Origin of the sequence: Cellulomonas shaoxiangyii (assembly GCF_004798685.1) — a bacterium.
Taxonomy (GTDB): Bacteria; Actinomycetota; Actinomycetes; order Actinomycetales; family Cellulomonadaceae; genus Cellulomonas; species Cellulomonas shaoxiangyii.
Map to the genome: position 1 here is coordinate 1,361,407 of NZ_CP039291.1, position 23,861 is coordinate 1,385,267.

Here is a 23,861-nt window from a genome sequence, read left to right on the forward strand (position 1 = left end):
GCCGACCGCCCGGCCACGTCGCGCGCCCGCCCCCGCCGCGGGCGGTCCTGCCTGCGGCTCACGACCGCTGGGTCACGCGGGCGAAGGTCAGGCCGGTCGACTCCGGGATGTGCTCCAGCGTGATCCGCTTGCGGAAGACCCAGTAGGTCCATCCCTGGTAGAGGAGCACGACCGGCGTCAGGATGCCGGCGACCCACGTCATGACCGTCAGCGTGTAGTCCGTCGAGGACGCGTTGTCGACGGTGAGGGAGTGCGCGGGGTCGAGGGCCGGCATGACCGCGGGGAACATCGACCCGAAGATCAGCACGACGGCGGCGACGATCGCGACCGCGGAGGCGGTGAAGGCGATGCCCTCGCGCCGGGCCCGGGTGGCGCCGACCACGACGACCAGGGCCGCGGCGGCGACGAGCACGGCCGCCCACGTCCACGGCACCGAGTAGGCGACCTGCGCCCACACGGCCCACGCGCCCGCCAGGACGAGCGTCACGACGGCGCTGCGCGACGCGAACGTCGCGGCGCGCTCCCGCACCTGCCCGTCGACCTTCATCGAGAGGAACACCGCGCCGTGCGTGAGGAAGATGCTCAGCGTCACGAGCCCGCCGAGCAGCGCGAACGGCGACAGCAGCGCGAGGAGGCCGCCGACGTACTGGTGGTCGGCGTCCAGCTCGACGCCCCGGACCAGGTTCGCGAACGCGACGCCCCACAGCAGCGACGGCACGAACGAGCCGACCATCAGCGCCCGGTCCGCCCAGCCGCGCCAGCGGTCGTCGTCGATCTTGCCGCGCCACTCGAACGCCACGACGCGGACGATCAGCGCGAGCAGGATGAGGAAGAGCGGGACGTAGAAGCCCGAGAACATGGTCGCGTACCACTCGGGGAACGCCGCGAAGGTCGCACCCCCGGCGGTGAGCAGCCAGACCTCGTTCCCGTCCCAGACGGGGCCGACGGTGTTGATGAGCAGCCGGCGCTCCTTCTCGCGGCGCGCGCGGTCCCCGCGCGGCAGGACCGCGAGCAGCATGCCGACGCCGAAGTCGAAGCCCTCGAGCACGAGGTAGCCGGTCCACAGGACGGCGATGAGGAGGAACCAGACGACGGGCAGGTCCATGGTCGGTCTCCTCAGTAGGCGAAGGACAGCGGACGGTCGGTGCCGTCGGCGTCGTCGACGGGCGGGTTGGCGTCCGGGCTCGGGTCGCGCTCGGTGTCGGCGACGCCCTCGACGGCGTACCGCTTCATGAGGCGGAACCACACGACCATGAGGACGCCGTACAGGAGCGTGAACCCGACCATCGAGAACACGACCATGCCGGGGCTGACGACCTCGCTCACGCCGCGGGCGGTGAGCAGCCACACGCCGTCGACGCCGGACGCGTCCGGGTTCGGTGCGACGACCCACGGCTGGCGGCCCATCTCGGTGAAGATCCAGCCGAACGCGGACGCGGCGAACGGCGTCGCGATGGCGGCCAGCCCGAGCCGGCCGAACCACACGTGGCCCGTCACCGAGCCCTTGCGGCGCAGCAGCCACAGGGCCGCGAGGGACAGCGCCGCCGATCCGGCGCCGAGCCCGATCATGAGGCGGAACGACCAGTAGGTGACCGCGAGGTTGGGGTAGAACCGCGTGTCCGCGTCGACCGGGGCCTCGACGCCGTTGGCCTCCTCCCACTCGCCGATCCACCGCGTGTACTGCTCCTGCAGCTCGTCGACGCCGCGGATGGGCGCGTCGAAGTCGCCGGTGGCCAGGTACGACGTCACGCCGGGGATCTCCAGCAGGTGCCGCACGCCCTCGCAGTCGTTCGTGAGGTCCCCGATCGCGAGGATCGAGAACGGTGCGCCGTCCTGCGACGTGCACAGCCCTTCCGCGGCGGCCATCTTGGCCGGCTGCTGCTCGAACATGAGCTTGGCCTGCCAGTCGCCGGAGACCGCGACGCCCACGCCGGAGACGAGCATCGTGACGAGGCCCAGCACGACGGCGGGGCGGTAGACGTCGCGCGCCGTGCCGGCCTGGCCCGCCCGCACGAGCCGCACCATCCACCAGGCGGCGATGCCGGCGACGAACGTGCCCGCGGTGAGGAACGCGGCCGCGATGGTGTGCGGGAACGCGGCCAGGAGGGTCGAGTTGGTGAGGACCGCGACGACGTCGGTCATCTCGGCGCGGCCGGTCTCCAGGTTGAACGTCGTGCCGACCGGGTGCTGCATCCACGAGTTGGCCGCGAGGATGAAGTACGCCGAGAGGTTCGTGGCGATCGCCACGGCCCAGATGCACGCGAGGTGGATCTTCCTCGGCAGCTTGTCCCAGCCGAAGATCCACAGCCCGAGGAACGTCGACTCGACGAAGAACGCGGCCAGGGCCTCCATGGCCAGCGGAGCGCCGAAGACGTCGCCGACGAACCGCGAGTACTCCGACCAGTTCATGCCGAACTGGAACTCCTGCACGATGCCCGTGGCGACGCCGATGGCGAAGTTGATGAGCAGCAGCTTGCCGAAGAACTTCGTCAGCCGCAGCCACCGCTCGTTCCCGGTGCGCACCCAGGCGGTCTGCATGACGGCCACGAGCGGTGACAGCCCGATCGTGAGCGGCACGAAGACGAAGTGGTAGACGGTCGTGATGCCGAACTGCCAGCGGGCCAGGTCGAGGGCGTCCACTCAGGTCTCCGTCGGTGCGAGGAGGGCGGCTCGGGTGGTACGAGCGGGCGGGCGGCGACCGCCCTCACGACCGTAGGAAGACCGCCGCGCCACGGTGGGGGACCTAGGTCCCGAGTGCTGACACGGTGTCGTCACGTGCACCCGACGCGCCGACGCGGAGCGCCCCCCGGGGCGGAGCGGCCGCCTTGTGCGATACTCGTCGCGGTCCTTGCGCCACACCGCCGGGACCGACGGCCGCACCGGCCGTCCGTGCAGCCTCACCGCCGCCCTCCTCGGCGCCGCTCAGAAGCGGAGCGCCGAGACGGCCCGGCCGGCGATGGCGCCGGACACCCGCGCGGTGGCCGCGACCAGCGACTTCCGTCGCCGTTCCGGGCAGTCCCGGGCGAGCGACGACGACCTGCCCGGGGGAGCACGACGTGTGGGCGGCCCGCCCGGGCGCACAGGAGCACCGCGCGTGAGCCCCGAGAACACCCCCGACATCTCCACCGACGCCACGACCACGGGGGGAGAGGCGCCGACCCGGCGCCGACGCCGCGTGACACGCGACGTCGTGACCCCGCCGATCGCCGGGTCGACCGGCACGACCGGGGAGCCCGCCGCTCCGGCGACCGAGCCGTCGGCCCCCGCGGCCCAGACCGCCCCCGTGGCCGCCCCGGCGCCCGCCGCCGAGTCCGAGCCGGCGCCCGCGGCTGTCGCCGACCCGGCGTCCGCCCAGGCCCCCGCCGCTCCGGCCCGCGCGCGCCGCTCGCGCCGTGTCACCCGCACCGTCGTGCTGCCCGACACCGCCGCGCAGGCCGACGTCGCCACGCCGGCCGTCGAGGCGACGCCCACGGCCGTCGAGGAGACGGACGAGGCGGCCGCCGAGCTGGCCGCCGCCGAGCTGGCCGCCGCCGAGTCGGCGCCGGCCGAGACGCCCGCGCCCCGCGCGCGCCGCAGCCGCCGCAAGACGGCCGCGCCCGTGGAGGCGCCCGACGCCGCCGCGCCGGTCGACGGTGAGCCGGTCGCCGCCGAGCCGGTCGCTCCCCAGACGTCCGCCACAGAGGTGCCGGTCGCCGAGGCACCGGCGGCTGACGAGACGGCCGAGGCGCCCGCGAAGAAGGCGCCCCGCCGCCGCGCGTCACGGCGCGCGACTGCGTCGGTCGAGGACGCCGGCATCGACACCGCCCTCGAGACGACGGCCGCCGCCCCGTCGGCCGCCGACGAGACCGTGACGCAGGGTCGGGCGCCGCAGCTCGACGTGCTCGCGGAGCTGGGCGGTGTCCGCACCGAGTCCGCCCCCGAGACCAGCGCGCCCACACGGGCGCGGCTCGCCACGACCGCCGTGCTGTTCCAGGCGCCCGACCCCGCGGCACGTCCCCGCCGTCGGCGCGCGCAGGTCGCCACGGGCTCCCCGGAGGAGATCTCGCAGGCCGCGCAGACGGCCGAGCAGAGCGCCGCCGACGAGCGCGCCGCCGCGCAGGCGGCCACCGCCGAGCCGGCCGCCGCCGAGCCCGACGCCACGACGCCCGCCGCCGAGGAGAACGAGGGCGCCGGCCGCTCGCGCCGCCGAGGCCGCGGGGGGCGGGGCCGCAGCCGCCGTGCCGCGGACGACGCGATCGAGCAGGAGGCGACCGTCGGCGCCGAGGAGCCCGACGACGACGCCGCGCCCGTGCCGGACGACCTCCCCGCCGAGGTCGACCTCGACGCCGAGGCGGCGGACGACGACGAGGACGAGGACGGCACGCCCCGCCGCCGTCGTCGTCGGGGCGGACGCGGTCGCCGGGGGCGCGCGGAGACCGCGGACGACGACGACGCCGAGGGCTCCCCGGGCGCGGGCGACGTCACGGACACCGACACCGACACCGACACCGACGCCGACACCGACGCCGACCGCGAGACGGACCACGACGACGCCGCGGGTGACGACGACGCCGGCGGGTCGAGCCGTCGGCGCCGCCGGCGCCGTCGGGGTACGCGTGGCGAGGCAGCGGTCGAGGAGCCGCGTCGCTCGCGGCCCGCGGGCGACGAGGTCACGGCCCTGCGGGGCTCCACCCGGCTCGAGGCGAAGCGCCAGCGCCGCCGGGAGGGCCGCGACGCCGGCCGCCGCCGCCAGATCATCACCGAGGCCGAGTTCCTCGCGCGCCGCGAGTCGGTCGAGCGCTCGATGATCGTGCGCGAGCGCCACGGCCGCACCCAGATCGCCGTGCTCGAGGACGGCGTGCTCGTCGAGCACTACGTCTCCAACCAGGCGCAGTCGTCGATGGTGGGCAACGTCTACCTCGGCCGCGTGCAGAACGTGCTCCCGAGCATGGAGGCCGCGTTCGTCGACGTCGGCAAGGGCCGCAACGCCGTGCTGTACGCCGGCGAGGTCAACTGGGACGCCGCGGGCCTGGAGGGCCAGCCGCGCCGCATCGAGCAGGCGCTGAAGTCGGGCGACCCGGTGCTCGTGCAGGTGACGAAGGACCCGATCGGGCACAAGGGCGCGCGCCTGACGAGCCAGGTCACGCTCGCCGGCCGCTACCTCGTGTACGTGCCGGGCGGCGGCATGACGGGCATCAGCCGCAAGCTGCCCGACACCGAGCGCTCGCGCCTGAAGAAGATCCTGCGTGACGTCGTGCCCGACTCGGCGGGCGTGATCGTGCGCACCGCCGCCGAGGGGGCGAGCGAGGCCGAGCTGCGCGCCGACGTCGTCCGGCTGCAGGCGCAGTGGGAGGCCATCGAGAAGAAGGCCCGCACGGCGACGGCCCCGGCGCTGCTGCAGGGTGAGCCGGACATGGCCATCCGGGTCGTGCGCGACATCTTCAACGACGACTTCTCCTCGCTCGTCGTCGAGGGCGAGGACGAGTGGACGGCCATCTCCTCGTACGTCGGTGAGCTCGCGCCCGACCTGGCCGCACGCGTCTCGAAGTGGACGGGCACGCAGGACGTGTTCTCGGTCCACCGCGTCGACGAGCAGCTCGCCAAGGGCATGGACCGCAAGGTCTGGTTGCCCTCGGGCGGCTCGCTCGTGATCGACCGCACCGAGGCCATGACGGTCATCGACGTCAACACCGGCAAGTTCACCGGCGCCGGCGGCACTCTCGAGGAGACGGTGACGCGCAACAACCTCGAGGCGGCGGAGGAGATCGTCCGCCAGCTGAGGCTGCGCGACATCGGCGGGATCATCGTCATCGACTTCATCGACATGGTCCTCGAGTCCAACCGCGACCTCGTGCTGCGGCGCCTGGTCGAGTGCCTCGGCCGGGACCGGACGAAGCACCAGGTCGCCGAGGTGACCTCGCTCGGCCTCGTCCAGATGACGCGCAAGCGCGTGGGCCAGGGCCTCGTCGAGGCGTTCAGCGAGACGTGCGAGCACTGCCACGGGCGCGGCTTCGTCGTGCACGCGGACCCCATCGAGAAGAACGGCCGCCCCGACGCGGGCGCGCCGCAGGCGCCGGAGGGCGAGTCCAAGCGGGCGCGCCGCAAGCGCGGCAGCGGCGGTGCCACGGCCGAGCCGACCGCGGCGGCGGCGGCGACCGTGCCGGTCCTGCCCGAGGCGCGCGAGGCGGTCAAGGCCACGCTGGCGACCATCGCGGCCGCCGCGGCGCACGCCCACGAGCACGAGCACGAGCACGAGCAGGTGCGGACCGAGGTGGTCGTCACCGCCGAGGGCGCGGACGACGCCGACCACGACGACGCGCACCACGACGACGCCGCGGGCTTCGTCGTCGAGGAGACCGTGGTCGACGTGACGACGGAGGTCGTCGTCGAGGCCGAGGTCGGGCCGGGCGCGCCCGCGGGCGCCCAGCCGGCGCTCGACGTGCTGGCCGAGCTCGCCGCCGCGGGCGTCGCCTCGGCGCCCCGCCGCCGCGGTCGGGCCACGCGGGTGCAGGCGGCGCCCGCGGACGCCCCCGCACCGGCGTCGCCGCCCGCGCCGGCCGCGCCGGCCCCGGAGGACGCCGTGCTCGAGCTGCACGCCGTGGCGCCGGAGGTCTTCGAGACCGCCGACGACGACGAGACCGACGCGGCGGTCGCGGACGCGGTGGCCGACGTGGCCGCCGAGGACGAGGCCGTACCGGGTGGGCCGGCGCAGGGCGAGCCCGGCGAGGAGTGAGACCCGTGGGGGCGGCACGTCGTGGCGCCCCCACGGCAGTTTGACCCGGCGGGACGGGGTCCGTACCCTAGAACGTCGGTGCGCCCCGTGCGCCCCGGTGCGTGCGTGCCCCTCGGGTACGCGCCCCGTGCCGGTGCACGTGCCGTCGATCCGCCGACGCGAACCCTTCGCCCTCGTGGCCGGGGTGGTGCGCGGGCACCGGTGGTGAGATCACCGAACGAGCAGTGACGAAGGTCCGACGAGCAGAGATGAGCAGCAACGTGGTGTACGCGATCGTGAAGGCCGGCGGCCGCCAGGAGAAGGTCGCCGTGGGCGACGTCGTCGTCGTCGACCGCCTCGCCGCGGGGACGGGGTCGACGGTCCAGCTCCCGGCGCTCCTGCTCGTCGACGGCGAGAAGGTCACGACCGACGCTGCGGCCCTGGCCGCGGTGACGGTGACGGCGGAGGTCGTGCGGGACGAGAAGGGTCCCAAGATCGACATCCTCAAGTACAAGAACAAGACCGGTTACCGCAAGCGCCAGGGTCACCGTCAGAAGCTGACCCGCCTGAAGGTCACCGGCATCCAGTGACCGGAGCCGCGCGAGCGGCCCGTCGATCGTCCTCCGCCAGCAAGAGAGCAGGTCAGTCATGGCACACAAGAAGGGCGCGAGCTCCTCGCGCAACGGTCGCGACTCGAACGCGCAGCGCCTCGGCGTCAAGCGCTTCGGCGGTCAGGTCGTCAAGGCCGGCGAGATCATCGTCCGCCAGCGCGGCACCCACTTCCACCCGGGCGCGAACGTCGGCCGTGGCGGCGACGACACGCTGTTCGCGCTGACCGCCGGCGCGGTCGCGTTCGGCACGCGTCGCGGCCGCAAGGTCGTCGACATCGTCGCCGCGGACGCCTGAGGCGCGACGCACGCAGCACTCGACGGGAGGGGCGCACCGGTGCGGTGCGCCCCTTCGTCGTGTGACCATCGACGGAGGGTGAGCGGCCGCGGCTGCCGCCGTCGGACAGGCGACGAGGCACGCGCGACGAGCGCGGCCCGCGCGAGACACCAGGCGCCCAGGCGCCGAGGAAGGACACACCGTGGCGACGTTCGTCGACCGGGTCGTGCTGCATGCGACCGGCGGTGACGGTGGGCACGGCTGCGCGTCCATCCACCGCGAGAAGTTCAAGCCCCTGGCGGGGCCCGACGGCGGCAACGGGGGCAACGGCGGCTCGGTGATCCTCGAGGTCGACCCTCAGGTCACGACGCTCCTGCCGTTCCACCACCTGCCGCACCGGCACGCCGGCAACGGCTCGCAGGGCATGGGCGACCACCGCAGCGGCGCCACTGCCGAGGACCTCGTCCTGGGCGTCCCCGACGGCACGGTCGTCAAGTCGCCGGCGGGCAAGGTCCTGGCCGACCTCGTCGGCGCCGGCGCCCGGTACGTCGTCGCCGCGGGCGGGCGCGGAGGGCTCGGCAACGCCGCCCTGTCGTCCCCGCGCCGCAAGGCGCCCGGGTTCGCGCTGCTCGGCGAGCCGGGCGACTCCGCGGACGTCGTGCTGGAGCTCAAGACCATCGCCGACGTGGCGCTGGTCGGCTTCCCCAGCGCCGGCAAGTCCAGCCTGGTCGCGTCGATCTCGGCGGCGCGGCCCAAGATCGCCGACTACCCGTTCACGACGCTGGTCCCGAACCTGGGCGTCGTGCAGGCCGGGGACGCCCGGTACACCGTCGCGGACGTGCCCGGTCTGATCCCGGGGGCGTCGGAGGGCCGCGGCCTCGGCCTGGAGTTCCTGCGGCACATCGAGCGCTGCGCGGTCGTCGTCCACGTGCTCGACTGCGCGACGCTCGAGCCCGACCGCGACCCGCTGAGCGACCTCGACGTCATCGAGGCCGAGCTCGCGGCGTACGCGGAGGACCTCGAGGTCGCCGCGAACGGCGTGCCCCTGGCCCAGCGTCCCCGCGTCGTCGTGCTCAACAAGATCGACGTGCCCGAGGCGCGCGACCTCGCCGAGCTGGTGCGGCCGGACCTGGAGGAGCGCGGGCTCCCGGTGTTCGAGGTGTCGACGGCGAGCCACGAGGGCCTGCGCGCCCTGACGTTCGCCCTCGCCGAGCGCGTGGAGCACGCCCGCCGGGCCGCGCCCGCGCCCGAGCCGACCCGCGTGGTGCTGCGCCCGCGTGCGGTCGACGACTCCGGCTTCACGGTCACGCGCCGCGAGGCCGCCGGTCAGGTGTGGTTCGCCGTCCGCGGCGAGAAGCCCGAGCGGTGGGTGCGCCAGACCGACTTCACCAACGACGAGGCCGTCGGCTACCTGGCCGACCGGCTCGCGCGCCTGGGCGTGGAGGACGAGCTGTACAAGGCCGGTGCGGTCGCCGGCGACGAGGTCCGCATCGGGCGTGAGGACAACGCGGTCGTCTTCGACTGGGAGCCGACGCTGCTCACCGGTTCCGAGCTGCTCGGTGGTCCGCGCGGTACGGACCTGCGCCTGGAGGACCGCGCGCGCCCCACGCGCGGCGAGAAGCGGCAGGAGTACAAGGAGCGCATGGACGCCAAGTCCGCCGCGCGCGCCGAGCTGTGGACCGAGCGCGAGCAGGGCGTCTGGACCGAGCCCGAGTGACGCACGGCGGGGCCCCGGCGCCCGTCCGCGCGCCGGAAATGGCGTCCGGGTCGGGCGCCCCCGGCGGGCATCATGGGCGCGTGACCTCCGCCGCCCTGCTGGGCCGAGACCAGCTGCCCACCGCCGGCCGGCTCGTCGTCAAGGTCGGGTCGTCCTCGCTGACGACGCCCGACGGCCACCTCGACCCCGAGCGGCTGCGCGCGGTGGTCGACGTGCTCGCGGCGCGGCGCGCGGCGGGGACGCAGGTCGTGCTCGTGTCGTCGGGTGCGATCGCCGCCGGCATCGGGCCGCTCGGGCTCGCGGCCCGGCCGCGGGACCTCGCCACGCAGCAGGCCGCCGCGTCGGTGGGGCAGGGGCTGCTCGTCGCGCACTACACGCGCGCGTTCGGCGCGCACGGTCTGCGGGTCGCGCAGGTGCTGCTGACGGCCGAGGACACGTGGCGGCGCGGGCAGTACCGCAACGCGCACCGGGCGCTGACGCGGCTGCTGGACCTCGGCGTCGTGCCGATCATCAACGAGAACGACGCCGTCGCCACGGACGAGATCCGGTTCGGCGACAACGACCGCCTCGCCGCGCTCGTGTCCCACCTCGTGCACGCCGACGCGCTCGCTCTCCTGACGGACGTCGACGCGCTGTACACCGGGGCGCCGTCACGGCCCGGGTCGCGGCGGGTCGCGGAGGTGCGCGGCCCGGCGGACGTCGCCGGGGTCGACGTGTCGGCCCGGGGGAGCGCCGTGGGCACCGGCGGCATGGTGACGAAGCTGGACTCGGTGGCGATCGCCACGCAGTCCGGCATCCCGGTCGTCCTCACGTCGGCCGCGCTGGCGGGCCGCGCCCTGGCCGGGGACGACGTCGGGACGTGGTTCGCCGCCACGGGCCGGCGCTCGTCCATCCGGCTGCTCTGGCTCGCGCACGCCGCCCGCACCCACGGGCGGCTCGTCCTGGACGACGGCGCGGTGCGTGCCGTCCTCGAGCGCGGCACGTCGCTGCTGCCGGCCGGCGTGACCGCCGTCGAGGGGACGTTCGAGGCGGGTGACCCGGTCGAGCTCGTCGACGGCGCCGGTGCGGTCGTCGCGCGCGGCCTCGTCGCCTACGCGTCCGACGAGGTCCCGCAGCTGCTCGGCCGGTCCACGGGGGAGCTGCGTGCGGCGCTCGGCGCGGGCTACGACCGTGAGCTCGTGCACCGCGACGACCTCGTCCTGGTGCGCCGAGGGCGCTGACCGTCCCGTCCGGCCGGGCGCCGGGTGCGGGCCGGAGCGGCCCGCGGACCGTCCCGCGGACGCCCGCGGCGTGCCGGGCGGCCCGGACTACCCTGGCCCGATGACGACCTCGCTCGAGCCCGCCGCCCCGTCGACCGCGCCCGCCGCGGTCCCGGCGCCCGCGGGCACGTCGCCGGCCGGCGCCACCGCGACCTCGACCCCGACGGCTGCAGCGGTCCTCGACGTCGCCCGCCGGGCCAAGGTCGCGGCACGCAGCCTCGCGACGGCGACGCGCGCGACGAAGGACGCGGCGCTGCACGCCATGGCCGACGCGCTCGTCGGCGCTGCCGACGCGATCGTGGCGGCGAACGCCGAGGACCTCGCGCGCGGACGGGACGCCGGCATGTCGCCCGGGCTGCTCGACCGCCTCGCGCTCGACCCCGCGCGCATCGGCGCGATCGCGGACGCGCTGCGCGAGCTGGCGGGTCTGCCCGACCCGGTCGGCGAGGTGGTGCGCGGGTCGACGCTCCCGAACGGCCTGCGCCTGCGCCAGCTGCGCGTGCCCATGGGGGTGGTCGGGATGATCTACGAGGCCCGCCCCAACGTGACGGTCGACGCCGCGGGCCTCGCGCTCAAGAGCGGCAACGCCGTCATCCTGCGCGGAGGGTCGGCCGCGGCGCGCAGCAACGAGGCGGTCGTCGCGGTCCTGGCCGGGGCGCTCGAGGGGCAGGGGCTGCCGGGCGACCTCGTGCAGTCGATCGACGCGTGGGGCCGCGAGGGCGCGGTGGCGCTCATGCACGCGCGCGGCCTCGTCGACGTGCTCGTGCCGCGCGGTGGCGCGGACCTCATCGCGACCGTCGTGCGGGAGTCGACCGTGCCGGTCATCGAGACGGGCGTCGGGAACGTGCACGTCTACGTCGACGCGACGGCCGACCCCGCCGTGGCGCTGCCGATCCTGCTCAACGCCAAGACCCAGCGCGTCGGGGTGTGCAACGCGGCCGAGACGCTGCTCGTCCACCGCGACGCGGCCGCCGGCTTCCTGCCCTCCGCCCTCACGGCGCTCGCGGAGGCGGGCGTGACGCTGCACGGTGACGACCGGACCCGCGAGCTGGCGCCGGCCGGCGTCGCGGTCGTGCCCGCGACGGACCACGACTGGGCGACGGAGTACCTCGCCCTGGACCTCGCCGTGCGTGTGGTCGACGACCTCGACGCGGCGCTCGAGCACATCCGCACGTGGAGCTCGGGCCACACCGAGGCGATCGTCACGCGCGACCTCCCCGCGAGCGAGCGCTTCGTCGCCGAGGTCGACTCCGCCGCGGTGATGGTCAACGCGTCCACCCGGTTCACGGACGGCGGACAGCTCGGGCTCGGGGCGGAGATCGGCATCTCGACGCAGAAGCTGCACGCCCGCGGCCCCATGGGCCTCGCCGAGCTCACCACCACCAAGTGGGTCGTGCACGGGGACGGCCACGTGCGCGCCTGACCTGCCCGACACGCCCCGGCACCCGTGCGACACTGGGACGCCGCGTCGCCCGCCGCCCGATCGGGTCGCGGCCGGGACGCCGGCACGTACGCAGCACCGCACCAGCCGTCACGCGACGACACCCAGGAGGACGACGTGCACGCCACCCTGATCGCCGCGGCCGAGGAGGCCGCAGCCCACGGGACCGAGCTCCCCTTCCCGCCCGCCGTCTTCGGCATCGGCGGCTTCGTCGGCCTCCTGGCGCTGCTCCTCATCACCTACGCCTTCCGCAGCGTCGGGTCGCGCCACTGACGGTGCTGTCCGCAGCGGAGGGACGCGTGTCGCGCATCGGGGTGATGGGCGGCACCTTCGACCCCGTCCACCACGGCCACCTGGTCGCGGCGAGCGAGGTCGCGGCACGGTTCGACCTCGACGAGGTCGTCTTCGTGCCCACCGGGCAGCCGTCGTTCAAGCAGGACACGGCGGTCACGGAGGCGGAGCACCGCTACCTCATGACCGTCATCGCCACGGCGTCGAACCCGCGCTTCACGGTGAGCCGCGTGGACGTCGAGCGCGAGGGACTGACCTACACGGTCGACACGCTGCGGGACCTCAAGGCGGAGCGCCCGGACGCCGACCTCTTCTTCATCACCGGTGCCGACGCGATCGCCCAGATCCTCACGTGGAAGGATGCTGGCGAGCTCTTCGACATGGCGCGCTTCGTGGCGGTCACCCGTCCCGGGCACGCGCTGTCGGTGGCCGGACTGCCCGAGGGGCGGGTCGACGTCCTGGAGATCCCCGCGCTGTCGATCTCCTCGACCGACGTCCGCGCACGTGCGGGTGCGGGGGAGCCGGTGTGGTACCTCGTCCCGGACGGGGTGGTCCAGTACATCGCCAAGCACAGGTTGTATCGAGGTCCTCATGAGTGAACCCGGAGAGCGCCGCCGTCGTCGCGAGATGGAACGGGCCGCCCTGGAGGGCGGTGCGCCGGTGACCGGTGCGGGCAGTGCCCCGTCGGCGTCGGCGAGCCCCGAGGGCGGTGAGAGCCCCACGCCGGGCTCACGCCGCGCGATGCGCAGCCGCCTGGTGACGCCTCCCGGCGGGACCGCCGGGTCGGCGCAGCAGGGCGGCACGCCGTCGTGGACCGCCGGGCCGCCCGCCGGTCCGTCCGCCCGCGGGCCGGTGCCGTCGGCCGGTGCGGGCCCGGACGCCGGGCGCTCGCGCCGCTCGTACCGCGACCCGTCGCTCGACCCGACGGCGGGCCCGAGGCCCGGCGCCGCGGCCGCGCCGGCACGTGCCCAGGCGGCGCCGGCGGCGCCCCCACGTCCCCAGGCCGCGCCGGGGTCGTCCGCACGTCCCCAGGCCGCACCCGCCGGGCCCGCACGTCCGCAGACCGCGCCGGGGGCGCCCGCCGGCACGTCTCGTCCCGGTGCGCCCGCGCCGTGGCAGGGCCCGAACACGTCCGCGCCGGGCGCGCGGCCGACCCCGGAGCCGGCTGCGCGACCCGCGCCGCGTCCCGCGCCGGGTGCCGCACCCGCTCCCGCAGGGCCCACGCAGGGAGGGCCCACGCAGGGAGGGCCCACGCAGGGCACGCCCCGTGGCTGGTCCCCGTCGCAGTCGGAGGCCGCACGTCCCGCGACGGCCCCGGACGGGCGCACGTGGTCCGCGGGCGCCGCGCCCACGGCACCGGCCGGCCCTAGCTGGGCGTCGGCGACCCCGTCGTCCGCTCAGGCGACGCCGCCGCGCACGTCGGCGTGGGGCTCGTCCGGTGGCACGACGTGGCCGCCCGCCGGCGCAGGCTCGGCCGCTCCGCCGGCCGCTGCCGGCCCCTCGGCCGGGGCACCGGGGCGCACCGCGTCGTCCGCGCCGCGGCCCGTGCCGTCGTCCGCTCCGGCCGGCCCGGTGTGGGGCGGTGGCGGCGCGCAGCCCACCGCCGACCCCGCTCGCCCCGCCCCGGCGGCCGTGGCGGCGTCCGCGCCGGTCGTCGACCCGCCCGAGCGGGCCGTCGGCTCCCGAGGCGCCGAGGCACCCGCACGCGGCGAGCCGTCGCCGCCGTGGGGACGCGCCGCCGCGCCCGCGGACGACCTGGACGACGACGAGGACCTGGACGACGACGAGCCGGAGTCCCGCCGCCACCCCTACACGTGGCTGCACCTGCTCGTGCTGGCGCTCGTCGCCTTCGTGCTGGGCTTCCTCATCATGCTGCTGCTCATCAACGCCCGCGGCGAGGAGACGGCGGCGGTCGCACCGGCGCTCACGCTCCTCGCGGCTGTCGCGGGAGCGCCGCCGCTCTGACCGCCGTGCGGGCGCCACGCGCCCGCGCCACCGACCAGGCGCCGTTCGGCGCCGACGAACCCGAGGAGTCCCGTGCCCGCGAGCACCCGTGCGATCGAGCTGGCCCACGCGGCCGCCCGTGCCGCCTCCGACCTGAAGGCCCAGGAGATCATCGCCCTCGACGTCAGCGAGCAGCTCGTGCTCACCGACGTCTTCCTCATCGCCTCCGGCACCAACGAGCGCCAGGTCGGCGCGATCGTCGACGCCGTCGAGGAGGCGCTGCACAAGATCGGCGCCAAGCCCGTGCGCCGCGAGGGCAAGGGTCAGGGGCGCTGGGTCCTCATCGACTTCGGCGAGATCGTCGTGCACGTCCAGCACGCCGAGGACCGCGTCTACTACGCGCTCGAGCGGCTCTGGAAGGACTGCCCGGTCATCGAGCTGCCCGAGGACGAGCGAGGCGCGCAGGACGCGCAGGCGTGAGCGGCGCGGTGCCCGGCGCCGGTCGCCTGCTCCTGTGGCGGCACGGCCGCACGGCCTACAACGCCACGGCGCGGCTGCAGGGCCAGGTCGACATCCCGCTCGACGACGCCGGCCGCTGGCAGGCCCGCACCGCGGCGTCGCGCATCGCCTCCCGCTACGCCCCGACGCTCGTCGTCAGCTCCGACCTGTCGCGTGCGGCCGAGACGGCCGACGCACTGGGACGCGTCCTCGACCTCGTCGTGGAGCGTGACCCGCGGCTGCGCGAGCGCGGGTTCGGCGAGTGGGAGGGCCTGACGGGCCACGAGATCGAGGCGCGCTGGCCGGACGAGTTCACCGTGTGGCGCACGGGCGGCGACCCCGCGGGGGTCGGCGCGGAGAGCCGCGCCGACGTGGCCGCACGCGTCGGGGCGGCGGTGCGCGAGTACGCGGCGCGCGTCGGCCGCGAGGGCACCGTGGTCGTGGTGTCGCACGGCGCCGCCATCGGCTCGGTCGTCGCCGACCTGCTGGGGCAGCCGCCGCACTGGCGGGGGGTCGTCGGCATGCTCAACGCCCACTGGGCGGAGCTCACGCCCGACCGCGGGGGCAACGAGCCGGCCTGGCGCCTGCACGGGTACAACCTCGGCCCGACCGACGCGTCGTCCGACTGGAACGCCGGGCCGGACGTCGCCGCGCCGGACGAGAGCGCCGACGCGGACACCCGGGACCCCGATTAGCGTTTCGGGCGCGGGGCGTCCTATGCTTTCCGAGCGCCTCACGGGGCGCACCGGGCCCGCGAGGGCCACGGGGCTGTGGCGCAGCTGGTAGCGCACCTGCATGGCATGCAGGGGGTCAGGGGTTCGAGTCCCCTCAGCTCCACCGAAAGTGCTGGTCAGGCCGTTCCTCCCGTCGGGAGGAACGGCCTTCCGCTTCTGCGGACAGCCACGCGAGAGGTCGCGCGTCCGTCAGCCCTCCGTGCGGGGCCTGTCCGGCACCGCGAAGAGCGCCTGCATCTTGTCGAGGCACTGCTCCTGGCCGGCCTGCGACTGGGCGGCCGTCTCCTCGTCGACGTACCCGGTCTCCGTCACCGTGATGCGGGTCCGCCCGTGGTCCAGGGCCTCGAGCACGACCACGTGCGGCACCTCGCCCGGGACGGTCGCCGGCACGCCCGCCTCGGCCGGGGTGAGCGTCGCGCCGGCCTCGTCCACGAACGTGCTGACGAACGCCAGGCGCTCGGGCGGGTGCACCGCTCGGAAGGACCACCGGTTGTGGATCCGGAAGCCACCCCACTCGTCGGGGGCCTGCATGGTCACGAGGGTCGAGCCGCCGACGCGCAGGTCCACGTCCGCGCGCGGGCACGTGAAGCCGACGGGTCCCCACCACCGGCGGAGCAGGTCGGGGTCGCTCCATGCCGTCCAGGCCACGTCGGGCGGGACGTCGAGCTCGCGCGAGACGACGACGGCGTGCTCCGTCGGGGGCGCGTCCTGCTGGTCGCGGTCGGTCATCGGTGCTCCTCGGCGTGCGGCGGGCGCGATGTGGTGTGGACCGCGGACGGCGCGCGAAGTCATCGGCCCGGGCGCCGTCCGTGCGCGGGGCGCGCAGGCACGTCGGGCCGGCGCACGGGGTCCGGAGCCGCTCACCGTCCGGAGAAGGTCGGCTCCCCGGGAGCGACGGCGGGCGGACGCACGCCCAGGGACCTCAGCTCCAGGGCCGCGAGGGCCCGCACGACGTCGGGGTCGCCGCGGCGCCAGGCGCCGGCCGGGTCGTCGCAGACGTGTGCGAGCCGCGTGACCGGCTGCGTGGCCAGCGCGCGCAGCGCGAAGAGGTCGAGGTCGGCGGCGGAGTCCACGAGCCGGGCGGCGGCCCCGGCACGGCGCGCGAAGGACACCCGGGCGCGCAGCCAGGCGACGAGCACCACGAGCACCGGCCCGAGCGCGACCGCGACGGCCGCGGCGAGCGCGAGACGTGCCGCACCCTCCTGCACCTGCACCCCGGCGGCTGCGATGGACGCGGCGGCGCCCCCGGCGGCGTCGAACGGCGCCCGGACGTCGTCCCCGACGACCGGGATGCCGGCCACGGAGTCCCCGGCGGAGCCCAGGCTGTCGCGCAGCGACGTGCCGGCGTCCTCCAGGGTGCGGCCGGGTGCGCCGAGGCGCGCCACGACGTCGTGCAGCCGGCGGGCGACCCACACCCACGCGGCGACCCACGCGAGCACCGCGAGATCGCCGACGACCTGCCGCGCCCGCCGCGGCCCGTCCTGCGCGTAGAACCTCATGCGGGTCATGGTGGTGGGTCGGCCGCCTGGGCGCAGTCCGGGCGGACGCGGCCACCACCGCCAGGAGGGCCGGCGCCGTGTGCGCCGCGCATCGGTGGGCCCGTGCGGTGGTCATGACCCGGAACGACCGGATCTGCCCGGATCGACGTCGTGGCGCCGTTTGACAGCAGCTCTCGGGCGCGTCTTCGATGACCGGAGAGCGCTCACCGGCGACCGTCGACCGGGCGCGTCAGAGCGTCCGCGCCCCTCGACGACGAAGGACCGCCGTGTTCCGTCCCGACACGCTGCTGGTCATGGACGCGGCCACCTTCGCCCTGCAGTTCCGCGGTGACGAGCTCGCCCGGCTCGCCGCGCTCGCCGAGGTCGGCGACCCGGTGTGGACCGACGAGCTCGACAGCGCCCCGACCCGCCGTCGGCTCGCGCGCGCCCAGGTGCTCGTGACGTCGTGGGGCGCTCCCGCACTGACGGCGGAGCGGCTCGCCGCCGCTCCCGCGCTGCGCGCGGTGCTGCACGCGGCGGGCAGCGTGCGGGGGATCGTCGGCGAGGACGTCTACCGCCGCGGCGTCGCGGTGAGCACGGCGGCGGACGCGAACGCCGTGCCCGTCGCCGAGTACACGCTCGCCGCGATCGTCCTCGCGGGCAAGAAGGCGCCCTTCCTCGCCGCGCAGGGCCGCACCGCCCCGGTCACCTGGAACGACGTGGTCGCCCGCGACGACCTGTCGAACTACGGCCGCACGGTCGCCGTCGTCGGCTTCTCGCGCACCGGCCGCCGGGTCGTGGAGCTGCTCCGCCTGCTCGACACGGCCGCGGTGCTCGTCGTCGACCCCTACGCCGACGCGGCGCAGGTGCGTGCCGCGGGCGGCGAGCCGGCCGAGCTGGACGACGCGCTGCGCCGCGCCGACGTGCTCTCGCTGCACGCGCCCGCGCTGCCCGAGACGCACCACCTGATCGGCGCGCGCGAGCTCGCGCTGCTGCCGCACGGCGCGACGCTCGTGAACACCGCCCGGGGGTCGCTCGTCGACCACGACGCGCTCCTCGTCGCCTGCGCGGCCGGCCGGCTGGACGCGATCCTCGACGTGACCGATCCCGAGCCGCTGCCGGCCGGGCACCCGTTGTTGGGGCTACCCAACGTGATGGTCACGCCGCACGTCGCGGGGTCCCTCGGGCGGGAGACACGGCGCATGGCGCAGCACGCGCTCGACGAGCTCGAGGCGCTCGTCCAGGGTCGGCCGCTCGCCACGCCGCTGACGGCCGCCACCGCGGCGGTGAGCGCGTGAGCGCCGGGGCTGCGGCGACGGCCGGTCCGGGGGCGCCGGCCGGTGCGGGGTGGGACCGCGAGCGCTGGGCGGCCTTCGCGGACGGCCTGCTGCTGGCCGTGCGGCCGCACGCGTCACCGGACCACGCCCTGATCACGCTGCCCGGGGCGCCGGGCGGGTACGGGTCGGCGGTCGACGGGCTCGAGGGCTTCGCGCGCACGTTCCTCACCGCGGGCTTCCGGCTCGCGGGGGAGCGGGGCGCCGACCCGCTCGGGCTCGCGCAGTGGTACGCCGACGGGCTCGCGGCGGGCACCGACCCGCACGGCGCGCACCGGTGGGTCCGGCTGCCCGAGCACGGGCAGTCCAAGGTGGAGGCGGCGTCGATCGCGCTCGTCCTCGACCTCACCCGGCCCTGGATCTGGGACCGGCTCTCGCCGCTCGTGCAGGAGCAGGTCGTCGACTACCTGTCGCCGGCCGTCGGCGACGCGACGTACCCGCGCATCAACTGGGTCTGGTTCCGGCTGGTGGTCCAGACGTTCCTGCGGTCCGTCGGGGGACCGTTCGCGCTCGACGAGATGCGCGACGACCTGGCCACGCACGACTCGTTCGTCCGTGGCGACGGCTGGCTGTCGGACGGCACCCAGCGGTCGTTCGACCACTACGTCGGCTGGGCGCTGCACCTGTACCCGACCCTGTGGGGCCGCATGGCGGGTGCCGAGGACCTGGCGGCGCCGCGCAGGGCGTCCGACACGGCGATGCTCGACCGCTTCCTGCAGGACGCCGTGCACCTCGTCGGCGGGGACGGCTCCCCGCTCGTCCAGGGCCGCAGCCTGGTCTACCGGTTCGCGGCGGCGGCGCCGTACTGGGTGGGCGCGGTCGCGGAGGTCCCGTCCGTGGCGCCCGGGACGCTGCGGCGCTGCGCGTCCGCCGTCGTCGACCACTTCGCCGCCCGCGGCGTCCCGGACGAGGACGGCCTGCTGTCCCTCGGCTGGCACGAGCCGTGGCCGGCGCTCGCGCAGAGCTACTCGGGGCCGGGGTCGCCGTACTGGGCGAGCAAGGGCCTCCTCGGCCTCGCACTGCCCGCCGACCACCCCGTCTGGACGGCTGACGAGGCGCCGCTGCCGAGCGCTGCGGGTGACGACGCACGCGTCGTGCGCCCCGCCGGGTGGCTGGTCACGGGGACGCGGGCGGACGGCATCGTGCGGGTCGTCAACCACGGCGTCGACCACGCGCGGCCGGGCGACCGGGTGGGGGACTCGCCGCTGTACGCGCGCCTCGGCTACTCGACCGCGACCGCGCCGCTGCTGGACGCCGCAGCCTGGACGAGCCCGGTGGACCAGTCCGTCGTCCTCGTGGACGCCGCGGGCCGCCGGTCGCACCGCGCGGGCTTCACCACGCTCGAGCTGCCGGCGCCGCGGACCGTCGGCCCGGACGGCGCGGAGCTCCCCGGCGGTGCCGGGGTGCTCGTGGGCGGCTCGCACGGCCCGGTGCACTGGCTCGCGCCGGAGCCCGGGCACGCGCTCGCGGGCCACGGCTACGGCGTGCCGGGCGCGGCGTCGCAGGCGGGCACGGTGACCGTCGTGTCGGTCGTCCGCGGTGCCTGGGAGGTGCGGCTCGTGCGGGTCGCCGACCCGGCCCCGGACGCGCTGGAGCTGCAGGTCGGCGGCTGGCCGCTGGCCGACGCGCGACCGCCCGCCGAGGAGGCCCTGCGTGCGTCGGGAACCGCGCGCGGGACGGGTGCACCCGGGCAGGTCGCCGTCGCGGTGCGCACCGCCCGCCTCGTCTCGACGGTCGCCGCCCCGGGGTCGGCGGCGCGCGGCGAGGTCGTGCGCTCCCACGACGCGTCGCCCCTCGGCGCGCACGCGGCGGTCCCGGTGGTCGCCCTGCCCGTGCGGCCGCCCGCCGACGGTGCGCTGCCCGGGTGGTGCGTCGTCGCGGTGGGGCTCGAGGGCGCCGACCTCGGGGCGCGCGACCGGCCGGCCGAGGCGCTGCGGGCGGCGCCGGACGGCGCGACGCGGGTGGTCGTCACGTGGGCGGACGGAGCGCGTACCACGGTGCGGCTCCCGGCCGACGGCGTCGACGCGGGAGACTGACGCCGCACCGGTCGGGGAAGAGCCGGCCGGTCACGGCCCGAGGACCGCCCGGACGCGTTCGGTGTCCGCGGACGTCCACCCGTCGGGCGCGGCGACGGCGACCCACCCGTCGAGCGCCAGGGCGTCGTAGTTGTGCCCGTGGCCGTCCGGCACCGACTTGGCGTTGAGCAGGTCGAACGTCAGCTGCCAGAAGGTGACCAGCGGGAACCACCGCAGCACCGGGCGGTCCACGCCGTCGGGGCGCTCACGGAGCCAGTCCGGCTCGGACAGCAGCAGGTCGGGGCTCCACCACACGACGGGGTCGGACGCGTGCTGCAGGTACAGCGCCCGCGGCGGTTCCCACGCCGTCGGCGGGGTCGTGATCTGCTGGGCGTCGCCGGCGAAGCGCACGAGCAGCCCGCTGGCGTAGACCGGCGCGAGGGCGGGTGTGCCGGGGTCGCGCCGCTCGACGAGGGCGTGCCAGATCTGGTTCGCGTTCGGCGGGCCCACCCACAGCACCCCGTCGAGGCGCTCGCGGATGTCGGCGAGCGACGTGAAGGCGTTCTCGCTGCCGTAGGAGCCGAGGGACTCGCCGTACGCCAGCAGCAGCGGGCGGTCGCCCTCGGGAAGCGCCTCGACGCGTTCCTCGACCGCCGCGGTGAGCGCGCGCGCCTCGTCGGTGGCGCGCGAGCGGTCCGTGAGGAAGGACAGCCAGCTGGGCAGGTAGGAGTACTGGGTGGCGACCGCTGCCGTGTCGCCGCCGTACATGAGCTCGAGCGCCTCCACCGCCGGGCCGTTGACCCAGCCGCTGCCGGTCGTCGTCGCCACGAGCAGCACCGACCGGTCGAACGCGCCGGTGCGCTCGAGCTCCTCCACCGCGAGCGCGGCCCGGCCGCGCGGCGTCTCGGCGCTCTCGATCCCCGCGTACACCCGGATCGGGGTCGTGGGCGCGCCCACCGCGCCGGCCGACCGCAGCTGCGCCGGGGTCGGGCCCTGCGCCACGAAGCGCCGGCCCTCCCGCCCGAGGGACTCCCACGGCACCGACGAGGCCGACGAGCCCGTGCGTTCCTGGGCCCGGGGCTGCCGGACGCCCGGGTGGTCCTGGTCGTTGCGAGCCGCGAACACCGCGTCCGCCGTCGAGAGGCCGCGGCGCAGCAGCAGGTCGTCGACGAGGAGGACGGCCCCCAGCACGAGCACCGCCGCGACCGCGCTCGCGACCGTGTGGGGCCACCGGAGGTGAGCCTCGAGGAACCGGTCGAACCGGCGGCTCACCCCCCACACGCCGCGCGCCGCGAGGACGAGGACGGCAGCGATGAGCACGAGGAGCGGTGCTGCCCGCAACCAGTCGGCGGTCGAGGGCGCCGGCATCCCGATCGCCGCGGTCATGGCCCGCTGCCAGCGGGCGCCGACGACGAGCATCAGAACGAGGGCGAGCAGCGCCGTGACGGCGAGCGCCGGGCGCAGCCTTGGCGCCACGTCCTCCGGCACCCGCGCGCGTGCCGACGCGAGCAGGCGGCGCCACGCCGGCACCCGACGCAGGACCCACGCGAGCGCGACACCCACGCCGTAGCCGAGCGCGCCGGAGATGCCGGAGACGAGGGCCTGGTAGAGCCAGTCGCGGGGGAGCAGCGACGGGGTCATCGCGACCATCGCGAACACGGTGGCGACGACCAGGCCCGCGGGGTGCGGTGGCCGCGGGCGCCGGCTCCGCCGGTCCGTGCCCGCCCTGCCGCGTGCGCGCCGCTGCGCCATGCGCGCTCCCCCCGGGCGGTGGCGGCGCCGCCGCGACCGGGCCGCGCGCCGTCGCCCGAGCATGACACCGGGCCGGATCGTCCGCCAGCACTGGTGGACGCGCGCGTCGATCGCTGCGAGCCTCGACGGGCAGGCGTCCGACGGCGCTCCCCGCGTCCGCCACCACGCCGAGGGGAGCGGACCCATGGCCGTGTCGAGGAGTGCGGGGTCGGTGTGGCGGCGCATGCCCGTCGACCGGATGGACGAGGTGGAGTCCGGCAGCGGCGCGGGCAGGCTGTCGAAGAGCCTGGGCCTGTGGCAGCTCACCGCGATCGGCGTCGGCGGCATCATCGGCGTCGGGATCTTCTCCCTCGCCGGGCTCGTCGCCCACGGCGACGCGGAGAACCCGGGCGTCGGGCCGGCCGTGCTCATCTCGTTCCTCGTCGCGGGGCTCGCGTCCGCGGCCGCGGCCCTGTCGTACGCGGAGTTCGCGGGGATGGTCCCGCGCGCCGGGTCGGCGTACACCTACGGGTACGTGGCGCTCGGGGAGATCGTCGGCTGGTTCATCGGGTGGGACCTGCTGCTCGAGTACATCGCCATCGTCGCCGTCGTGGCGATCGGCATCTCCGGGTACCTCGAGGCGTTCCTGGCCGGGTTCGGCGTCGAGCTGCCCGCGGCGGTCACCGCCAGCGCGGAGGAGGGCGGCGTCGTCAACGTGCCCGCGCTCCTCATCTGCCTGCTCGTCACGTTCGTCCTCAGCCGGGGCACGCGGGCGTTCGGCCGGTTCGAGCTCGTCGCCGTCGCGATCAAGATCGTGCTGATCCTGTTCATCATCGGGCTGGGCGTCTTCTACGTGGACAGCGCCAACTACGACCCGTTCCTGCCCAACGGCTTCGGCCCGGTGCTCACGGGCGCCGCGACCGTGTTCTTCGCCGTGTTCGGGTACGACGCGATGTCCACCGCCGCGGAGGAGGCGACGGACGGCCGCAAGCACATGCCGAAGGCGATCATCCTGTCCCTGGTCATCGCGATGCTGCTGTACGTCGCGGCGACGCTCGTGCTGACCGGGCTGCAGAGCTACGAGGAGATCGACCCGGAGGCGGGCTTCGCGTCGGCGTTCACGAACGTCGGCCTCCCGGTGGTCGCGAGCATCATCTCGGTGTTCGCGGTGCTGTCGATCCTCACGGTGATGCTGACGTTCCTGCTCGGGGTCACGCGCGTGTGGTTCTCGATGAGCCGCGACGGCCTGCTGCCGACGTGGTTCGCGGCCACCGACCGGCACGGGACGCCACAGCGGGTGACGTGGATCGCGGGCACCGCGTCGGCGCTGCTGGCGGGCGTCTTCCCGATCCGCGCGGTCGCCGACCTGACGAACATCGGCATCCTGTCCGCGTTCGTGGTGGTGTGCGTCGCCGTCATCCTGTTCCGCTACACGCGCCCCGACGAGCCGCGCTCGTTCCGGCTGCCCCTGATGCCGTTCGTGCCGGCGTTCGGCGTGCTCGCGTCCGCCTTCCTCATCCTGCAGCTGCACTGGGAGACGTGGCTGCGCTTCGGGGTGTGGCTGGCGATCGGCCTCGTCGTCTACTTCGCCTACGGGCGCGGCCACTCGCTGCTGAACCCGGACAGCCCGCACCACGCGCGACGGGCAGCACCGGAGCCGGTGCCGGACCCGTGAGCGGCCGTGACCTCCGCCACGGCTGCACGGTCGTCCACGGCTCGACCGCGCCGGTGTGACCACGACCCCGCGGTGATCTGCAGCACGGCCACGCGCAGGGCTGTCGCGCCGCCGAGCACGGTCCCGACGACCGCCGTGACGTCGCTCACGTCGCCCAGGCGTCCGCGG

The 23,861-nt window shown here is 75.9% G+C and carries 19 protein-coding genes and 1 tRNA gene; 15 read left to right on the plus strand and 5 right to left on the minus strand.

Going from position 1 to position 23,861, the window contains the following annotated elements; all coding sequences use genetic code 11:
• Positions 1 to 58: 58 nt before the first annotated feature.
• Together cydB and E5225_RS06190 are read right to left on the minus strand one after the other, a co-directional pair.
• The gene (cydB, locus tag E5225_RS06185) at positions 59 to 1,105 is read right to left on the minus strand and encodes a cytochrome d ubiquinol oxidase subunit II (RefSeq protein WP_135974689.1); all 1,047 of its coding nucleotides are present in this window, start codon (positions 1,103 to 1,105) and stop codon (positions 59 to 61) included.
• An 11-nt stretch (positions 1,106 to 1,116) separates the two neighbouring features.
• Positions 1,117 to 2,640: a cytochrome ubiquinol oxidase subunit I gene (locus E5225_RS06190; protein ID WP_135974687.1), complete on the minus strand. Its 1,524-nt coding sequence runs from the start codon at positions 2,638 to 2,640 to the stop codon at positions 1,117 to 1,119.
• 454 nt (positions 2,641 to 3,094) lie between these two features.
• On the opposite strand from E5225_RS06190, the gene E5225_RS06195 reads away from it, so the two are divergent.
• From E5225_RS06195 to E5225_RS06245, 12 genes are all read left to right on the plus strand, one after another.
• Entirely contained in the window at positions 3,095 to 6,712 is a 3,618-nt protein-coding gene (locus E5225_RS06195; RefSeq protein WP_244243685.1) for an Rne/Rng family ribonuclease, read from the plus strand.
• A gap of 260 nt (positions 6,713 to 6,972) precedes the next feature.
• Complete coding sequence (rplU, locus tag E5225_RS06200) at positions 6,973 to 7,281, plus strand: 50S ribosomal protein L21 (protein WP_208012643.1); 309 nt, start codon at positions 6,973 to 6,975, stop codon at positions 7,279 to 7,281.
• A 58-nt stretch (positions 7,282 to 7,339) separates the two neighbouring features.
• Positions 7,340 to 7,597 carry a 50S ribosomal protein L27 gene (gene rpmA, locus E5225_RS06205; RefSeq protein WP_135975417.1) on the plus strand — a complete coding sequence of 86 codons (258 nt, stop codon included), beginning with the start codon at positions 7,340 to 7,342 and terminating at the stop codon, positions 7,595 to 7,597.
• A gap of 181 nt (positions 7,598 to 7,778) precedes the next feature.
• Positions 7,779 to 9,293, plus strand: a complete 1,515-nt coding sequence (gene obgE / locus E5225_RS06210; RefSeq protein WP_135975415.1) for a GTPase ObgE — start codon at positions 7,779 to 7,781, stop codon at positions 9,291 to 9,293.
• A gap of 38 nt (positions 9,294 to 9,331) precedes the next feature.
• Entirely contained in the window at positions 9,332 to 10,513 is a 1,182-nt protein-coding gene (proB, locus tag E5225_RS06215) for a glutamate 5-kinase (protein WP_135975413.1), read from the plus strand.
• A 100-nt stretch (positions 10,514 to 10,613) separates the two neighbouring features.
• Complete coding sequence (locus tag E5225_RS06220) at positions 10,614 to 11,975, plus strand: glutamate-5-semialdehyde dehydrogenase (protein ID WP_135975411.1); 1,362 nt, start codon at positions 10,614 to 10,616, stop codon at positions 11,973 to 11,975.
• A gap of 135 nt (positions 11,976 to 12,110) precedes the next feature.
• On the plus strand, positions 12,111 to 12,266 hold the full coding sequence (locus E5225_RS17445) for a hypothetical protein (protein WP_166436063.1): 156 nt from the start codon (positions 12,111 to 12,113) through the stop codon (positions 12,264 to 12,266).
• Between the two features lie 26 nt (positions 12,267 to 12,292).
• Complete coding sequence (nadD, locus tag E5225_RS06225; protein WP_341765700.1) at positions 12,293 to 12,883, plus strand: nicotinate-nucleotide adenylyltransferase; 591 nt, start codon at positions 12,293 to 12,295, stop codon at positions 12,881 to 12,883.
• A 946-nt stretch (positions 12,884 to 13,829) separates the two neighbouring features.
• A complete protein-coding gene (locus E5225_RS06230) occupies positions 13,830 to 14,249 on the plus strand; it encodes a hypothetical protein (RefSeq protein WP_136225353.1) in 420 nt (139 codons plus the stop codon).
• A gap of 72 nt (positions 14,250 to 14,321) precedes the next feature.
• Positions 14,322 to 14,708, plus strand: a complete 387-nt coding sequence (rsfS, locus tag E5225_RS06235; RefSeq protein ID WP_135974541.1) for a ribosome silencing factor — start codon at positions 14,322 to 14,324, stop codon at positions 14,706 to 14,708.
• On the plus strand, positions 14,705 to 15,421 hold the full coding sequence (locus E5225_RS06240) for a histidine phosphatase family protein (protein WP_243738355.1): 717 nt from the start codon (positions 14,705 to 14,707) through the stop codon (positions 15,419 to 15,421). Before rsfS ends, E5225_RS06240 begins: the two co-directional genes overlap by 4 nt.
• Positions 15,422 to 15,490: 69 nt before the next feature.
• A tRNA-Ala gene (locus E5225_RS06245) sits at positions 15,491 to 15,563 on the plus strand.
• An 86-nt stretch (positions 15,564 to 15,649) separates the two neighbouring features.
• Here the strand turns inward: E5225_RS06245 and E5225_RS06250 are convergent.
• Together E5225_RS06250 and E5225_RS06255 are read right to left on the minus strand one after the other, a co-directional pair.
• Positions 15,650 to 16,189: an SRPBCC family protein gene (locus E5225_RS06250; protein ID WP_135974539.1), complete on the minus strand. Its 540-nt coding sequence runs from the start codon at positions 16,187 to 16,189 to the stop codon at positions 15,650 to 15,652.
• A 131-nt stretch (positions 16,190 to 16,320) separates the two neighbouring features.
• Positions 16,321 to 16,959, minus strand: a complete 639-nt coding sequence (locus E5225_RS06255) for a hypothetical protein (protein ID WP_135974537.1) — start codon at positions 16,957 to 16,959, stop codon at positions 16,321 to 16,323.
• Between the two features lie 266 nt (positions 16,960 to 17,225).
• Here E5225_RS06255 and E5225_RS06260 point away from each other — a divergent pair, with 266 nt between their 5' ends.
• On the plus strand, positions 17,226 to 18,236 hold the full coding sequence (locus tag E5225_RS06260; RefSeq protein WP_243738354.1) for a hydroxyacid dehydrogenase: 1,011 nt from the start codon (positions 17,226 to 17,228) through the stop codon (positions 18,234 to 18,236).
• Positions 18,233 to 20,308 carry a DUF2264 domain-containing protein gene (locus E5225_RS06265; protein WP_135974535.1) on the plus strand — a complete coding sequence of 692 codons (2,076 nt, stop codon included), beginning with the start codon at positions 18,233 to 18,235 and terminating at the stop codon, positions 20,306 to 20,308. The genes E5225_RS06260 and E5225_RS06265 overlap by 4 nt, the downstream gene beginning before the upstream one ends.
• A 30-nt stretch (positions 20,309 to 20,338) precedes the next feature.
• Here the strand turns inward: E5225_RS06265 and E5225_RS06270 are convergent, their stop codons facing one another.
• A complete protein-coding gene (locus tag E5225_RS06270; protein ID WP_208543841.1) occupies positions 20,339 to 21,937 on the minus strand; it encodes an alpha/beta hydrolase in 1,599 nt (532 codons plus the stop codon).
• Positions 21,938 to 22,223: 286 nt separating this feature from the next.
• On the opposite strand from E5225_RS06270, the gene E5225_RS06275 reads away from it, so the two are divergent.
• Positions 22,224 to 23,693, plus strand: coding sequence for an amino acid permease (locus tag E5225_RS06275; protein ID WP_135974548.1), 1,470 nt, complete (start codon positions 22,224 to 22,226; stop codon positions 23,691 to 23,693).
• Positions 23,694 to 23,861 lie beyond the last annotated feature (168 nt).